Origin of the sequence: Bradyrhizobium glycinis, assembly GCF_016031655.1 — a bacterium.
GTDB classification, from domain to species: domain Bacteria; phylum Pseudomonadota; class Alphaproteobacteria; order Rhizobiales; family Xanthobacteraceae; genus Bradyrhizobium; species Bradyrhizobium glycinis.
The window spans coordinates 1-13,473 of the sequence record NZ_JACCHQ010000048.1 but is presented as its reverse complement, the minus strand read 5'-3'; the positions used below and the strand labels follow the sequence as shown (position 1 = coordinate 13,473).

The 13,473-nt window shown below is 63.5% G+C and carries 13 protein-coding genes and 1 tRNA gene; 8 read left to right on the top strand and 6 right to left on the bottom strand.

The genetic code is table 11. The annotated features are described in order from the left end of the window. The first annotated feature begins 5 nt into the window (after nt 1–5). From HZZ16_RS36090 to HZZ16_RS36065, 6 genes are all read left to right on the top strand, one after another. The gene (locus HZZ16_RS36090; protein WP_197955514.1) at nt 6–959 is read left to right on the top strand and encodes a LysR family transcriptional regulator; all 954 of its coding nucleotides are present in this window, start codon (nt 6–8) and stop codon (nt 957–959) included. A gap of 295 nt (nt 960–1,254) precedes the next feature. Then, nucleotides 1,255–2,214: a fatty acid desaturase gene (locus HZZ16_RS36085; RefSeq protein WP_197955513.1), complete on the top strand. Its 960-nt coding sequence runs from the start codon at nt 1,255–1,257 to the stop codon at nt 2,212–2,214. A gap of 235 nt (nt 2,215–2,449) precedes the next feature. Further along, the gene (locus tag HZZ16_RS36080) at nt 2,450–3,448 is read left to right on the top strand and encodes an ABC transporter substrate-binding protein (protein WP_210342745.1); all 999 of its coding nucleotides are present in this window, start codon (nt 2,450–2,452) and stop codon (nt 3,446–3,448) included. Continuing rightward, nucleotides 3,445–4,224, top strand: coding sequence for an ABC transporter permease (locus HZZ16_RS36075; RefSeq protein WP_311974481.1), 780 nt, complete (start codon nt 3,445–3,447; stop codon nt 4,222–4,224). Before HZZ16_RS36080 ends, HZZ16_RS36075 begins: the two co-directional genes overlap by 4 nt. Then, nucleotides 4,212–5,087: an ABC transporter ATP-binding protein gene (locus tag HZZ16_RS36070; protein WP_197955512.1), complete on the top strand. Its 876-nt coding sequence runs from the start codon at nt 4,212–4,214 to the stop codon at nt 5,085–5,087. Before HZZ16_RS36075 ends, HZZ16_RS36070 begins: the two co-directional genes overlap by 13 nt. Nucleotides 5,088–5,191: 104 nt before the next feature. After that, nucleotides 5,192–5,881, top strand: coding sequence for a Crp/Fnr family transcriptional regulator (locus HZZ16_RS36065; RefSeq protein ID WP_246510679.1), 690 nt, complete (start codon nt 5,192–5,194; stop codon nt 5,879–5,881). Nucleotides 5,882–5,999: 118 nt separating this feature from the next. Here the strand turns inward: HZZ16_RS36065 and atzF are convergent, their stop codons facing one another. Both atzF and HZZ16_RS36055 read right to left on the bottom strand, forming a co-directional pair. Next, nucleotides 6,000–7,382 (bottom strand): allophanate hydrolase, encoded by a 1,383-nt coding sequence (gene atzF, locus HZZ16_RS36060; RefSeq protein ID WP_197955510.1) that lies wholly within the window; start codon nt 7,380–7,382, stop codon nt 6,000–6,002. Nucleotides 7,383–7,583: 201 nt separating this feature from the next. Next, nucleotides 7,584–7,673, bottom strand: a tRNA-Ser gene (locus HZZ16_RS36055). Nucleotides 7,674–7,867: 194 nt separating this feature from the next. On the opposite strand from HZZ16_RS36055, the gene HZZ16_RS36050 reads away from it, so the two are divergent. Next, nucleotides 7,868–8,209, top strand: coding sequence for a hypothetical protein (locus tag HZZ16_RS36050; RefSeq protein ID WP_197955508.1), 342 nt, complete (start codon nt 7,868–7,870; stop codon nt 8,207–8,209). A 40-nt stretch (nt 8,210–8,249) separates the two neighbouring features. Here the strand turns inward: HZZ16_RS36050 and HZZ16_RS36045 are convergent, their stop codons facing one another. The 3 genes from HZZ16_RS36045 to HZZ16_RS36035 all read right to left on the bottom strand — a co-directional run bounded on the left by HZZ16_RS36045 (nt 8,250) and on the right by HZZ16_RS36035 (nt 12,268). Beyond that, nucleotides 8,250–9,713, bottom strand: coding sequence for a trehalose-6-phosphate synthase (locus HZZ16_RS36045; RefSeq protein WP_197955507.1), 1,464 nt, complete (start codon nt 9,711–9,713; stop codon nt 8,250–8,252). A 241-nt stretch (nt 9,714–9,954) separates the two neighbouring features. Then, entirely contained in the window at nt 9,955–10,776 is an 822-nt protein-coding gene (gene otsB, locus HZZ16_RS36040) for a trehalose-phosphatase (RefSeq protein ID WP_036016048.1), read from the bottom strand. A gap of 4 nt (nt 10,777–10,780) precedes the next feature. Beyond that, nucleotides 10,781–12,268, bottom strand: coding sequence for an MFS transporter (locus HZZ16_RS36035; protein WP_197955540.1), 1,488 nt, complete (start codon nt 12,266–12,268; stop codon nt 10,781–10,783). 181 nt (nt 12,269–12,449) lie between these two features. Here HZZ16_RS36035 and HZZ16_RS36030 point away from each other — a divergent pair, with 181 nt between their 5' ends. Beyond that, entirely contained in the window at nt 12,450–12,830 is a 381-nt protein-coding gene (locus HZZ16_RS36030; protein ID WP_197955506.1) for a DUF3175 domain-containing protein, read from the top strand. Between the two features lie 137 nt (nt 12,831–12,967). Here HZZ16_RS36030 and HZZ16_RS36025 read toward each other — a convergent pair. Further along, nucleotides 12,968–13,473, bottom strand: a 506-nt coding sequence (locus HZZ16_RS36025) for a methyl-accepting chemotaxis protein (protein WP_246510675.1), incomplete at its 5' end; no start/stop codon positions are given.

Here is a 13,473-nt window from a genome sequence, read left to right as displayed (position 1 = left end):
TCAACATGGCCCGTTTCGACACCAACCGCTCGGCCGAGATGGAGGTCTTCGTCCGTGTCGTCGACCTCGGCGGCTTCACGCAGGCCGCGCGAAAGCTGCGCCTGACGCCATCGGGCGTCAGCAAGCTGATCTCGCGTCTGGAGGCGCGCCTCGGCGCGCGGCTCGTCAACCGCACCACCCGCAAGCTGACGCTGACGGAGGAAGGCCAGGCCTTCTACGAGCGCTCGTTGCGCATCCTCGCCGAGATGGAGGAGGCCGAGCGCGAGGCGGCCTCAGGCGCAGCACCGCGCGGCCGCCTCACGGTCAATTGCAACATCCCCTTCGGCATGCTGCATGTGATGCCGTTGATCTCGCGCTTTCTGAAGCAGCATCCCGACGTCACGCTCGATCTCGTGCTGACCGATACCGTGATCGACCTGATGCAGGAGCGCGCCGACGTCGCCATCCGCGTCGGTCCGTTGCGCGCCTCGCGTCTGGTCGCGCGAAAACTCGGCACCAGCCGCATGGTCGTGGTCGGCGCGCCGGACTATCTCGCTCGTTGCGGCATGCCGAAAACTCCGGCCGACCTCGCCGACCACCGCGGCATCGGCTGGACCTTTCCGCGCAGCGTCCGCGGCTGGCCGTTCAGGCGTGGCGACCACGCCGAGGAGGCCCTGCCCCCGCCCGTAGCGCGCGCCAGCGACGGCGAAGCCGCCCGCCGTCTCTGCCTCGGCGGTGTCGGTCTCGCGCGGCTCGCCCTCTTCCACATCGGCCCCGACATCGAATCCGGCCGCCTCGTCCCGGTGCTGCAAGGCTACAATCCCGGCGACCGCGAAGACATCCACGCCGTCTATGTCGGCCACACCGCTCCGCTCCCGGCACGCGTGCGCGCGTTCATCGATTTTCTCGCCGAGCACGTGCGGGTGAGCGATCCAGCGTTGAGGCGGGCCGGGGATGGGAAGTGGAAGCTGGTGGGGTGAAGTGGCGGCGGAGGGCTCAGAAAGACGTTTGACCCCGGCCGGCTTGCCGAACCGAAGCAAACGGCAACGAATCCACCTTCGCCCTTGGGCTTCGGCCCGACAGCCCTGCGCAAACGTCGTTTGCGAAGGCTGTCGGGCAGAAGTGTCAGTCTCGGGATGCCCGGCGAGCCTACGGCGGCGAAATAAATTGCTTCTGCATTGCGGCCGCGCTTCCTAGGGTCGGCCTGTGCTTGACCAATTCCAGCGTCCGCACGAGCACGGTCAAGTGTGATTCCGAAAAGAGGCGACCACAATCATGAGCAATGCCATCACTGCCACCGGAGAAAAGCCGCTGACTCCGGCCATGCTGCGCGAGTTGTCGGTGCGGTCCAATTGGCAGGGTCTGATCCGTGCGGTCAGCCACTACGGCGTCATCGTCGTTGTCGGCGCGCTGATCTGGCTGGTCTCATCCCGTTACGGAATCGTCTGGGCATTGCCGCTGGTGATCGTCCAGGGCTACTTTGTCGCATTCCTGTTCATGGTGGTCCACGAGACCGCCCACAAGACGGCGTTTCGCAGCCGCGCGCTTAATCTCGCCTTCGGTCATCTCTCCTCGTTCGCGGTCGGCTTGCCTTACGAATATTACTGCCTATTCCACTGGGATCATCATCGGTATACGCAGGATCCAAAGAGGGACCCGGAACTGCTGTCGGTTCCGATCCCGACCTCGGACGCGCAACTGGTGATCGTCTACAGCGGCTTGCGGCAGGTTGCCTTCCGGGTGGGGCTGATGTTTCGCCATGCGTTGACCGGCAACGCCACGTCACCCTGGATTCCTGAAAGCAAACGCCACATTGTCGTGACAGAAGCGCGCCTCCATCTGGCAGGCTACGTCGCGCTGTTGCTGGCATCGATCGCGTTGCACACCTTGATCCTGTTGTGGGTCTGGGTCGTCCCCGTGATCGTCGGTCAATTGTTTCTGCGTCCGTATCTGCTTGCCGAACACACCGGCTGCGATCGCACGCGCAGCGCCTTCCAGAACACCCGCACCACCTATACCGCCATGTTCGTGCGCTGGTTCGCATGGAACATGCCCTATCATGTCGAACACCATGCCTATCCTTCGATTCCTTTCCATGCGCTGCCGAAACTGAACCGGATCGTCGCCGATCGGATCGTCTACCGAGGCCCGGGCTACATCGCAGTGACGCGGCAGACGTGGGCATGGTTTCGTCGCGCACGCAACGGGATCGAAAGCCCGATCGGTTCTGATTGAATCGGGATCAGGGCTTGGCGAAAGCCAGCAGAGTGCCGATGCCGCAGGCCATGCTGCGCCTAACGTGTGAGCAGCTTGATGATTTTATTGCCCCGATCACGGTTGGAAGCTGTTTGCTTGCGCAAAATGTGGACAGCAGGGCCTTGTCGATTAATTGCTTCATGGTCTTCCATCTTCAGACGATCCTATCGTTAAGGTCGATCACCTCCGGTCGCCGGCATCACAGGGGTTTGGCATGCGATCAACAACTGCTCTTCGCTTCGCCGTGTTCGTGCTATCTGCGTCCTTCCTGTTTGCGCCGTCCGAGCGCGCGACAGCCGAGGAATTGCTGAAGGCGCGGCTCGCCCAGAATCTTGGGCCGATCTCGGGACTGGCGATCGTTGCCAATGCGAAGGGCATTTTCGCCAAGCAGGGGCTCGACATCTCGGTCTCAAATTTCACCAGCGGGAAGCAGTGCCTCGATACGGTGCTTGGGGGAGGGGCGGATATCGCGACAACAGCCGAGGCGCCGGTCACGGCGGCCGCGATGGCGCAACAGCCGATCGCCTTCGTGGCCGGGATGGAATATTCGGATCTCAAGACCATGACCGCAGCTTCTGCCGGGATCAAGACGAAGGCCGATCTGCGTGGAAAGCGAATCGCCTTTACGGCCGGAACCGGCAGCGAAGTCTACACCTCAGTTCTGTTGAAAGCGGCGGGCCTGACGGCGAAGGACGTGACGCTCGTCAACCTGCGACCTCAGGAGATGCTCCCTGCCATGGCGGCCGGCAGCATCGACGCATTCGATACCTGGGAGCCGCACGTCGCGAATGCGAAGAAAGCTCTCGGCGAAGGCGCGATCCCGCTTGATACCAAAGGTCTCTACTCGGAGACGTTCAATATCGTCGTGACGCAGTCTTACCTCGCCGCCAACCCGGCGATCGTCAGCAAGTTCCTGGCGTCCCTCATCGAAGCCGAGGGCTGGCTCAAGGCGAATCCGGGTGAAGCAATCGACGTCATCGCAGCGGCGACGGGGATGAAACGCGATGAATTGGCTTCGATCTGGCCGGACTACGTCTACCATGTGCGCCTCGACGACAGGATTCTCACGACTCTGAAAACCCATGCCGCCTGGCGGCTCGAGACCGGCAATCATCCCCCTGGAGCGAGCATGCCCGATTTCTCGAAAGTCCTGGTGACGGCGCCGCTGAAGACGCTCGATCCAGCTCGCGTCACACTGGAGGCGCGCCCGTGAGCATCGGCGGACGCAGCAGCGCGACCGCGACCGCACGGCTGAGCGTAGTGGTCGCCGCCCTCTCCGTGCCCGCCTTCACAGGCGTGTGGGAACTGGTTGCGCGCTCCGGCATCGTGAACACCGTGCTGTTTCCGCCGCCATCGACCGTCGCCGTCGCCGTTCTCGAATGGATTCGCAGTGGACAATTCTTCGCCGACCTGATGGCGAGCCTCGCGCGCGTGGCCGCGGGATTTGCCATCGGGGCCGCGGGCGGGATCGTGCTCGGCATCCTGACCGGCCGGTTTCGGCTGGTGTCCAGTCTGCTTTCGCCCTTGTTTCACATCCTTCGCCCAATTCCTCCCATAGCCTTCGTGCCGATCGTCATCCTTTGGTTTGGCCTCTCGGAGACAGGCAAGCTTTTCCTGGTCGTTTGGGGCGTGTTCTTCACGGTATGGCTCGCGACCCACATCGGGGTGCAGAAAGTCGACCGCGGACTTATTCGTGCCGCCCAGATGCTCGGCACGCCGCAACCGCAGATGCTGTGGGAGATCGTCCTTCTTGGCGCGCTGCCCTATATCACGGTCGGTCTTCGAACCGCGGTGAGCATCTCCTTCTACACGCTCGTCGCCGCCGAGTTGGCAGGAGCGTTCGCCGGTATCGTTTATCGTATCGAAATTGCGCAACAGAACATGCAAACGGGTCAGGTCATGGGCGGGCTGGCGGCTCTCGGGCTGCTTTCCTTCGTCGCCGATCGTTCCTTCGCGATTCTTGCCGAACGTGCCGTGTGGTGGCGATGACCCCGAGCCTGCTTCGTCCAGACCAGCCGCTCAGGCTCGTGGATACGTACCCGCCGTCCGCCGCGGCGCGTCAGGCGATCATCCGGGTCGAGGATTTGAGCATCGTCTTCGATGCGCCGAGCGGACAGGTCATCGCGGTCGACCGCGTATCCCTGGCGGTAGCCCAGGGGGAATTCGTCTCGATCGTCGGTCCATCCGGCTGCGGCAAGTCCACGCTGCTGAATGCAATGGCCGGCCTCGAGCGGCCGTTCGAAGGCCAGGTGCTCATGGCCGGCGAAGCAATGCGCGCGCCACGACCCGAGATCGGAATGGTCTTCCAGCAGCCACATCTGTTTCCGTGGAAATCGGTGCGCCGGAACATCGCGCACGGGCCCCGCGCCCTCGGCAAGCCGAAAGCGGAGGCGCTGCGGATTGCCGACGGCCTCATCGAGATGATCGGCCTGACCAGATTTGCGTCGGCATATCCGCACACGCTATCGGGAGGCATGCAGCAGCGGGTTGCGATTGCCCGTGCCCTCGCCAATCAGCCGAGCGTACTGTTGATGGACGAGCCGTTCGGAGCGCTGGATGCGCAGACCCGGGCGGTCATGCAGGACAATCTGCTCGAACTCCGCGAGCGGATCAACGCAACAATCGTCTTCGTCACACACGACATCGATGAAGCGATCCTTCTCTCTGACCGTGTGCTGATCATGAGCGCCGGACCTGGCCGCATCCTCAAGGATCTTCAGGTGAGCCTGCCGCGGCCCCGCTCCAGCGCCATCGTCGCGGAGGCCGCCTATCTTGCCCTCAAGCGGGATTGCCTTGACCTGATCCGCTCGGAAGGCCGCAGGGCCTTCGAGCAGATGGAAATCAAGACGTAGGCGCCTGACGACAGGTTCTGGCATGGCTCTTGAATGGCTTTCCCTTGCGGCGGCAGGGGAGCGAGCAGATGTCAGCGGCAAGTCTCAGGAATGCGACCGGCATCATGCTGGCGGGATCGGATGCTCTGGTCGGGTCGCTGCCGAGCTTGCTGGATCCATTGTGTGAGGCTGACCGGCGTCGTGTCCTCGCCATCGGCCGCGAGGAGGTCCTGCAGGCAGGCAAGCATGTCTGGCGCCAGGGCGATCTGCAGAACGGCATTTATCTGATCGAAGAGGGGCGGATTCGCAGCTACTACGCGGCGCCTTCCGGACGCGAGGTGACGCTGGCCTACTGGTTCGCCGGCAATTTCATCGGCGGCCCGGATCTGTTCGGTACTGGTGCCCACGTATGGTCTTCGGTTGCAGTGGAACGGAGCCGAGTGACGTTCTTGCCCGGCCCAGCCCTGCGCGCGCTGGCGCTTCAATCGGCAAGTATCGCGGTCGCGCTGCTGGACGCGCTGGCCTTCAAGGCACGGTGCTACTCGGCCATGGCGCAAATGCTGGGGACCCGCTCGGTGACCGAGCGGTTGCATCGTCTGCTGGTCTTCCTCTCGAAGATCTACGGTTCGCAGCAGGGCCGCGAGATCGTGATCGGGATCCCGTTCACACATGGTGATCTCGCCAACCTGATCGGCTCAACCCGCCAATGGGTGACGGTGCAGCTTTCCCGCATGCAGGCAAGGGGCGTCATCCGCTATCACCGGGGCCTAATTGTGATCCTCAATCTGCGCGCTCTCGATCTCGAAGTCGTCTAGAGCACAATCCGCACCCGAAGGACCGCGTTAGCGCAAAGTGTGAGGCGGTTTTCCGAAAAGATCATGCTCGAACAAAGGGCTAAAGCGCCACGACGATTCGACCTAATCTCATTGCGCTTTAGGACGCGGCCTGCGGATATACTTTTAGATCGAACAGTCCGGCCGTCGCATCGGGCAGCCATCGCTCGGCAAGGTCGAGAAGGGCATGGTCACGCCAAGCAGGCGCTAGCAAAGTGATACCCATCGGCATGCCGTTGCCGAGCGTTGCGTTGGGAACTGCCACCGCGCACAAATCCACGAGATTGGCAAAATAGGAATAGTAACCGAGGCGGTTGTTGAGCGTAATGGGATCTTCCATCATCTCCGAGATCGTGAAGGGGCGTGGCGCGGTAGGTAGCACCAGGACATCAATCTCCTCGAAAAGCGTTTGGATCTGGCGTCGCAGCTTCAAAAGTCGATGTTGCGCGACGAACGCATCTGTTGCGGAAAACCGGGCAGCTGCGCTCAGCACGTTGCGGATGACGTCAAGCAGGTCTCCATGATCGATGTCCAGAAGCTGGCTGATCGCCGCATGACGTTCGGCAATCCAGGGCCCTGAAAAGAGCATTTCACCGGCTTCGGCGAAAGCCGCGAAGTCAATTTTCCTGGCTTGACCTCCCAGTCCCGAAAGCCTCGTGCAGGCCTGCCTGTAAAGGTCATCGCATTCCGGCATGCCGAATGAATTCAGATGACCGACAGAGACCTGGCCGAACCGGAATTTGCGAGGAGATGGGGAGGACGAGGCAATCCGTTGACGGCTATAGGGATCGCTGTCGTCGAATCCTTCGATCAACCCGAGCAGAATTCGACCTTCGGCAATTGAATTGCAGAAAATCGAGGGGCAATCGAGGGTCGGACAGTTCGGCACAAGCCCCCGGGACGAGACGAGGCCGACGGTTGGCTTGATCCCGATGATCCCATTGAAACCTGCGGGAATCCGGCCCGAGCCGCCGGTATCTGTACCGAGAGCGAAGGCAATATGGCCGGATGCTACGGCAGCAGCCGAACCGGAGCTCGAACCGCCGGAAATATATAGATCGTTGGCAGCGCTGGAACAGGCGCCATAGGGGGAGCGGGTGCCCGACAGCCCGGTTGCGAATTGATCCAGGTTGGTTTTGCCAAGACAGATCGCACCCGCGGCCGTCAATCTCTCGACGCATCTGGCCGATTGCGCAGCCACATATTCGAATGACGGACAGGCTGCTGTCGTTGGCATGGCCTCAACGTCAATATTGTCCTTGACGCCGAATGGCACGCCAAGGAGCGGCAGGACTTCACCCTCCTCCGCTCGTTGCACAAGGGCATCAGCCTCGGCCAGCGCTTCTTCCATGGGTCGCACATAGATCCAGCAGTTGCGGCGCCGGTCCCGCTCGATGCGCTCATAGGCGGTTATGATGATGGAGGCTAATTCGGCACGGGAACGGAGGGATCGGCTCTGCGCGGATAGGACGGCTTGCGGCACGGAATAAGCTCCTGAGGGCATGACCCCACGAATATGAAGCCGCTGCCCAGCAATGAAAGCAACTAAGCGCCTCCGTGCTGAGCAGCCTATCGAACGACGGCTAGTTGACGGCCCGAAAGCCGCAGGGCGCAGCCAATCGCTTGCTGCCGGATTGCGGAGACGGTCTTTGGGGGAAGCTTTCTGGCGTCCAAATCGCGCCGATGGCGGAGAGAGTGGGATTCGAACCCACGGTACGGTTTCCCGCACACACGCTTTCCAAGCGTGCGCCTTAAGCCACTCGGCCATCTCTCCGGAGCGCCCTCTCTTGAAGGGGCGCCGACGATTTTGCAAGGGATCGCGGGGATATCCGGCGATTTTTCCGCAACTTCTTGTATTTACAGCACAATACCCGGCTCCACGGGTACCTGGAGCGGCCGCGGGGCTGAACCGCGGGCCGCTCTGGGGCGACGATTCACAACAAGCCGCCACACACGACCGGGGACGCCATGACCATCCGCAACACCATCGCCGCCCTTGGCCTGATTTCGACCCTCGGCTCCGCCCTTGCCGCGCCGGCCTTGGCACAGGTCTGCACCCGGCAGGGGGTCGACGTCAGCTGCGACGACGGCCGGCGCGGGGTCCTTTCGGGCGATGCCATCCTCTGGCCGGACGGCACGCGCTCGAGCTCGACGCCGCATCAGAGTGTGATCATCGGCAACAAGAGCTCGGTGCATGTCGGGACGGGCGTGTTCGTCGGCCAGGGCAAGGGCGTGGTGCCGCTGGACGATCCGAACGCGCCGAACAAGCGGCAGTGCGCGATCCTGGACGGCGTGTCGTATTGCTATTGAGGCTGCCGTTTCACCTCTCCCCGCGAGAACGCGGAGAGAACTAGATCAACCGCACGCCTGATATCGCCGACTTCAGCCAGCGCAGCGCCTGCGGCGGCTGGGCTGCGAGCGGCGCGGCGGCGGCCTTCTCGGTGCGGCACTTCTCGAGCTCGGCGACGAAATCGGCGGACCATTGCTGGATGGTGTGGCCCCGCAGCTTCTTCATCATCGCGTCCCAGCGCATCTTGCGCTCGGCGAGCGGCATGGAAGCCGCGACCGCGATCGCGCGGGCCATGCCGTCGATGTCGTGCGGATTGACCAGCAGTGCAGCATCGAGCTCGTTGGCGGCGCCAGCGAACTTCGACAGCACCAGCACCCCGGGATCGGCGGGATTTTGCGCGGCGACGTATTCCTTGGCGACGAGGTTCATGCCGTCGTGCAGCGGCGTCACCACGCCGATCTGCGCGGTACGGTAGAGCCCGGCGAGCACCGCCTGGCTGAAGCCTTTGTTCAAATAGCGGATCGGCGTCCAGTCGACCTCGCCGTGGCGGCCGTTGACGTCGGAGACGAGGCGCGCGACCTCGTTCTGAAGATTGCCATAGGCCTCGATGCCGCCGCGCGAGGGGTTGGCGATCTGGAGCAGCGAGATGCTGCGCGCAAACTGCGGCTGCTCGGTCCAGAGCCGGTCGAATGCGCTGATTCGGTTGACGAGACCCTTGGAATAGTCGAGCCGGTCGACGCCGATCGCGAGGCGCTCGCCGTTGAGACTGCGGCGCAGGCGCGACACATCCGGATGCGCGGCCGACTTCGCGGCATAGGCGGCGAACTTCTCCGCATCGATGCCGATCGGAAACACTTCGCAGCGCGTGCGACCGTGCTGCGAGATCACGACACCGTCCTCGATGGTGAGGCCGAGCTCGGTGCCAACATAAGAGAGGAAGTTCTGCCGATCCTCCTCGGTCTGGAAGCCGAGCAAATCGTAAGCCAGCATCGCCGTGATCAGCTCGCGATGGTTGGGCACGCCTTGCACCACCGCGGCGACAGGCCACGGCGTATGCAGGAAGAAACCGATGGGATCATCGACGCCGAGCTCGCGCAGCTCGGCACCGAGCGCGAGGAAATGATAGTCCTGCACCCAGAACGCAGTCCGGGCTTTGCGGAAACGCATCAAGGCGCGCGCCATGAAGGCGTTGACCTCGCGATAGCTGACATAGTCCTCGCGCGAGACACGGATCAGATCGCTGCGCGAATGCAGCGCCGGCCACAGCGCCGAATTGGCGAAGCCTTCGTAATAGCCGCCGTAATGCGCCGCCGGCAGATCCAGCGTCGCAATCGCGCCTGTCCCGAGCGCCTCGATCTCGGCGAAAGGTTCCTTCTGGTGGCCATCACGCACCCGGCCGGAGGAACCGACCCAGATCGCACCAGAATGTTCCACCACGGGAAGCAATGCCGCCGCCAGGCCGCCCGTCATGGGCTCGTTGGGTTTGCCGCGGGCGACGCGATTTGAAACGACGATCAAGTTCACAGGTCGTCCCCTCCTGTTCATTCCGCCCCATTTAACTGCCGTTCATCAATATGGTTCCTGATCACCCTTTCAACCAATTGAAACCAAAATCGGGCGTGCGCGTTGGAACTGGTTTCGCTCACGGAACCTAGTCATTTCGGCGCAAAGACGGCGTTTCCGGTCTGGTTGCGTAGCAGGCATCCCGGCGCGCAATGGCGCTGCGATGAAAGCCTTATGTCTGCGAGATGGCGCTGCCTAGGTTTCACCTGGGATCGAGCAGGTGCGCAAGGAACGCACGCACATCCGCCGGCGCATCGAAGTGGCCATTCACGCCCATGGCGCGGCGGCCGACCGAGAACGCCAGCCCGTCCATGTCGGGCATGATCGCGAACACGGTCTCATCGGTGACGTCGTCACCGATGAACAGGGGACGACGTCCCTTGAACGGCGCGCGCTTCATCAACTCGCGCACGCCGCTCGCCTTGGTGAATCCGGAATGCTTGATCTCGCAGACGAACTTGCCAGGCAGCACCTCGATCGGCGCATTGGGCAGATCGGCGCGGATCAGCGAGACGGATTCGTAGATCGCCTTCTCCGCATGCGGCGCCAGGCGGTAATGCAGCGCGAGCGAGTAGCCCTTGTCCTCGAGCAGGATTCCGGGGCTGAGCTTGGCAATGGCGGCGAGGCGCCGCTTCAGCTCCTTGTCGAGCGGCGGCGCGTGCAGGGCATCCGCTTCACTGTCCACCGCGAGCCGCATCTCCGCGCCATGGCCGGCGACGGCGCGGAATACATCGGGCGCGAAGATCAGATCGATGTCGTTGAGCGAGCGGCCGCTGACCAGCGCCAGCGCCCCAGAGGTGCGCTCGGTCAAAGCTTTCAGCGTTTCCGACAGGCCCGGCGGCACCCACACCTCGCGCGGAGTCGGCATCAGTTCGAGCAGCGTGCCATCGATGTCGAGCAAAATGGCGATTTCATCGAGATGCGGCACCAGCGCATGCGGCACCGGCACCGTTTCCGGCGTCTCGTCGTCATCAGGTATGGTGAGCTTCTGGTCCAATGCCATTTCCGCAAGTTCCGATTTCATCAGTCTACTCCATAAAGGCGAGCGGCCGCGCAATGTGTTCGAGCGATTTGCGCTCGGCGGCCACGGCATAGCGCCACGCCACGATCGCGGCCCCGATCATCAGGACGGCCCCCAGCAGATAGCCGGCGAACACGCTGGTGCGTGAACCCGTGTCGATCAGCGCGCCGAACAGCGCCGGCCCGATCACGCCGCCGATGCCGGTGCCGACCGCGTAGAACACCGCGATCGCCAGTGCGCGCACTTCGAGCGGGAAATTCTCGCTGACCGTGAGATAGGCCGCGCTCGCGGCGGGCGAAGCGAAGAAGAAGATGACCATCCAGGCGATGGTCTGCCCCTGCGCGCTCAGCACACCGATCGAGAACAGATAGCCTGACAGCGCAAGCAACACGCCCGATGCGCCATAGGTGAACATGATCATGGTGCGGCGGCCGAGCGTATCGAACAGGCGGCCGAGCAGCAGCGGCCCGAGGAAATTGCCGGCCGCGAAGGGCAAGAGGTACCAGCCGACGTGATCGGCGCTGATGCCGTAGAAATCGGTCAGCACCAGCGCGAAGGTGAAGAAGATGGCGTTGTAGAAGAACGCCTGCGCACTCATCAGCGCGAGGCCGACCAGCGCGCGCTGGCGGTAGGCCGAGAACAACGTGTGGACGACCTCGGCGATCGGCGTGTGATCGCGCATCTTCAGGCGGATCTTTGTAAAGCGTCCGTCGCTCGTATCCTGGTCCTGCCCGATCACCGACCGCTCGATCCCGTCGACGATGGCATGGGCCTCGTCGGGACGACCATGAATCATCAGCCAGCGCGGACTTTCCGGGATCCACATCCGCATCAAGAGCACGACGAGGCCGAGGGCGGCGCCGATCAGATAGGCCAGGCGCCAGCCGAGATCGGGCCCGATCATTACGGGATCGAGCAGCACGATGGCCGCCACGGCGCCCATCGCGGCGCCGATCCAGAAGCTGCCGTTGATCACGAGATCGGTCCAGCCACGATAGCGCGCGGGCACCAGCTCCTGGATCGTCGAGTTGATCGCGGTGTACTCGCCGCCGATGCCGGCGCCGGTGAGGAAGCGGAACAGCGCGTAGCTCGCGACATCCCACGACAGCGCGGTCGCGGCCGTGGCCGAGAGATAGAGCGCGAGCGTGATGAAGAACAGCTTCTTGCGGCCGATACGGTCGGTCAGCCAGCCGAAGCCGAGCGCACCTAACACGGCACCAGCGAGATAGGCGGAGTTGGCGATGCCGAGATCGAGATTGGAGAAATGCAACGACGGGCTCTGCTTCAGCGCCCCGGAGAGCGCACCCGCAAGCGTCACCTCGAGGCCGTCGAGAATCCAGGTGATGCCCAGCGCGAGCACGACGCGAGTGTGAAAGCCGCTCCACGGCAGCGCATCGAGCCGCGAGGGAATGCTGGTCTCGACGATGCGGTCGGTCGCGGCCGCCGCCGGGGCTACGGGTGCATAGGTCAGCGCTGGGCTCTGCTGCAATTCCATCGGGTTGTTGCGTCTGATCAATGGAAGCGGCCCCGGTTCACACGACGTGGACGGGGTCGACCCGATCATCGGGGTGCGGCATTCTGCCTGCCACTTGCGACAACGTTTGCGAGGAGGCCGGGTTCCCCTGGAACGTCCAGGGGCACCGCTCGTTTCCGTCTGAGCCGCAAGGAGTTGGCGCATGGCTCAGGTCAGAAAGACGACACATTCTCGAAACAGCAGCCCGCGCAAGACGGCACGCAAGGCAAGCGCGCGGCGGAGCGCGGCCGCGCGCAAGAGCACCAAACGTGCCACAAGACGCTGGTCGCAACGCGTGACACAGGAGAGCGATGCGCTCGACCTCAAGCAAGGGGTGTTCAAGCTGACCAGCGCGAAGAGGATTGCGGCCTCGCTGAAGCGCTCGGCCGAGCACAGCTCCCGACGCAAGGCCGGCGCCTATCGCTCCGCGCTGTCGATGCTGACCTTCTACATCAACCGCGCCGGCAAGACGCTGCCGAAGACGCAGCGCACGCGACTGGAGCGGGCGAAGGTCGAGCTGAAGCGGGCGTTCGGAAGGGAGTGAGGCTCGAGCTCTTTACTCCACTGTCGTCCCGGACAAGCGTAGATCCCGACAACGCGCAGCATTGTCTGGAGCGGAGCGCCGATCCGGGACGACGGCTGAGTCTAAGGCGACAGCGATAGCCTCGGGCAGCTGCGAACCTACGCCGCCCGGATGTTCGCCATGAAGCGGTCGAGCTCGGCGCGAAGGCGGGTGCTTTCGCTCGACAGCGTCTTGGCCGAGTTCAGCACCTCTTCCGAGGCCGAGCCGGTCTCGGCGGCGCCGCGGTTGACCTCGCCGATATCGGTGGCCGCGGTCTGGGTGCCCTGGGCGACGGTCTGGACGCTGCGGGCGATCTCCTGCGTGGCCGCGCCCTGCTGCTCGACCGCGCTCGCGATCGAGGTCGAGATCGAGGAGATCTGGCCGATGGTCGCCCCGATCTCCTTGATCGCGGCGACCGATTCGGCGGTCGCTCCTTGCATCCCTGCGATATGCGAGGAGATCTCGTCGGTCGCCTTCGCGGTCTGGCTCGCCAGCGACTTCACCTCGCTCGCCACGACCGCGAAGCCGCGGCCGGCCTCGCCGGCGCGGGCGGCCTCGATGGTGGCGTTGAGCGCGAGCAAATTGGTCTGCTCGGCAATCGCGGTGATCAGCTTGACCACCTCGC

Excerpts from the sequence above, each read along its gene's own strand:
- HZZ16_RS36050 (WP_197955508.1), top strand. The coding sequence starts at position 7,868 with ATGACCATCCGCAACACCATCGCCGCCCTTGGCCTGATTTCGACCCTC.
- HZZ16_RS36085 (WP_197955513.1), top strand. The coding sequence starts at position 1,255 with ATGAGCAATGCCATCACTGCCACCGGAGAAAAGCCGCTGACTCCGGCC.
- HZZ16_RS36080 (WP_210342745.1), top strand. The coding sequence starts at position 2,450 with ATGCGATCAACAACTGCTCTTCGCTTCGCCGTGTTCGTGCTATCTGCG.
- otsB (WP_036016048.1), bottom strand. The coding sequence starts at position 10,776 with ATGAAATCGGAACTTGCGGAAATGGCATTGGACCAGAAGCTCACCATA.
- HZZ16_RS36090 (WP_197955514.1), top strand. The coding sequence starts at position 6 with ATGGCCCGTTTCGACACCAACCGCTCGGCCGAGATGGAGGTCTTCGTC.
- HZZ16_RS36065 (WP_246510679.1), top strand. The coding sequence starts at position 5,192 with ATGCTGGCGGGATCGGATGCTCTGGTCGGGTCGCTGCCGAGCTTGCTG.
- HZZ16_RS36035 (WP_197955540.1), bottom strand. The coding sequence starts at position 12,268 with ATGGAATTGCAGCAGAGCCCAGCGCTGACCTATGCACCCGTAGCCCCG.
- HZZ16_RS36030 (WP_197955506.1), top strand. The coding sequence starts at position 12,450 with ATGGCTCAGGTCAGAAAGACGACACATTCTCGAAACAGCAGCCCGCGC.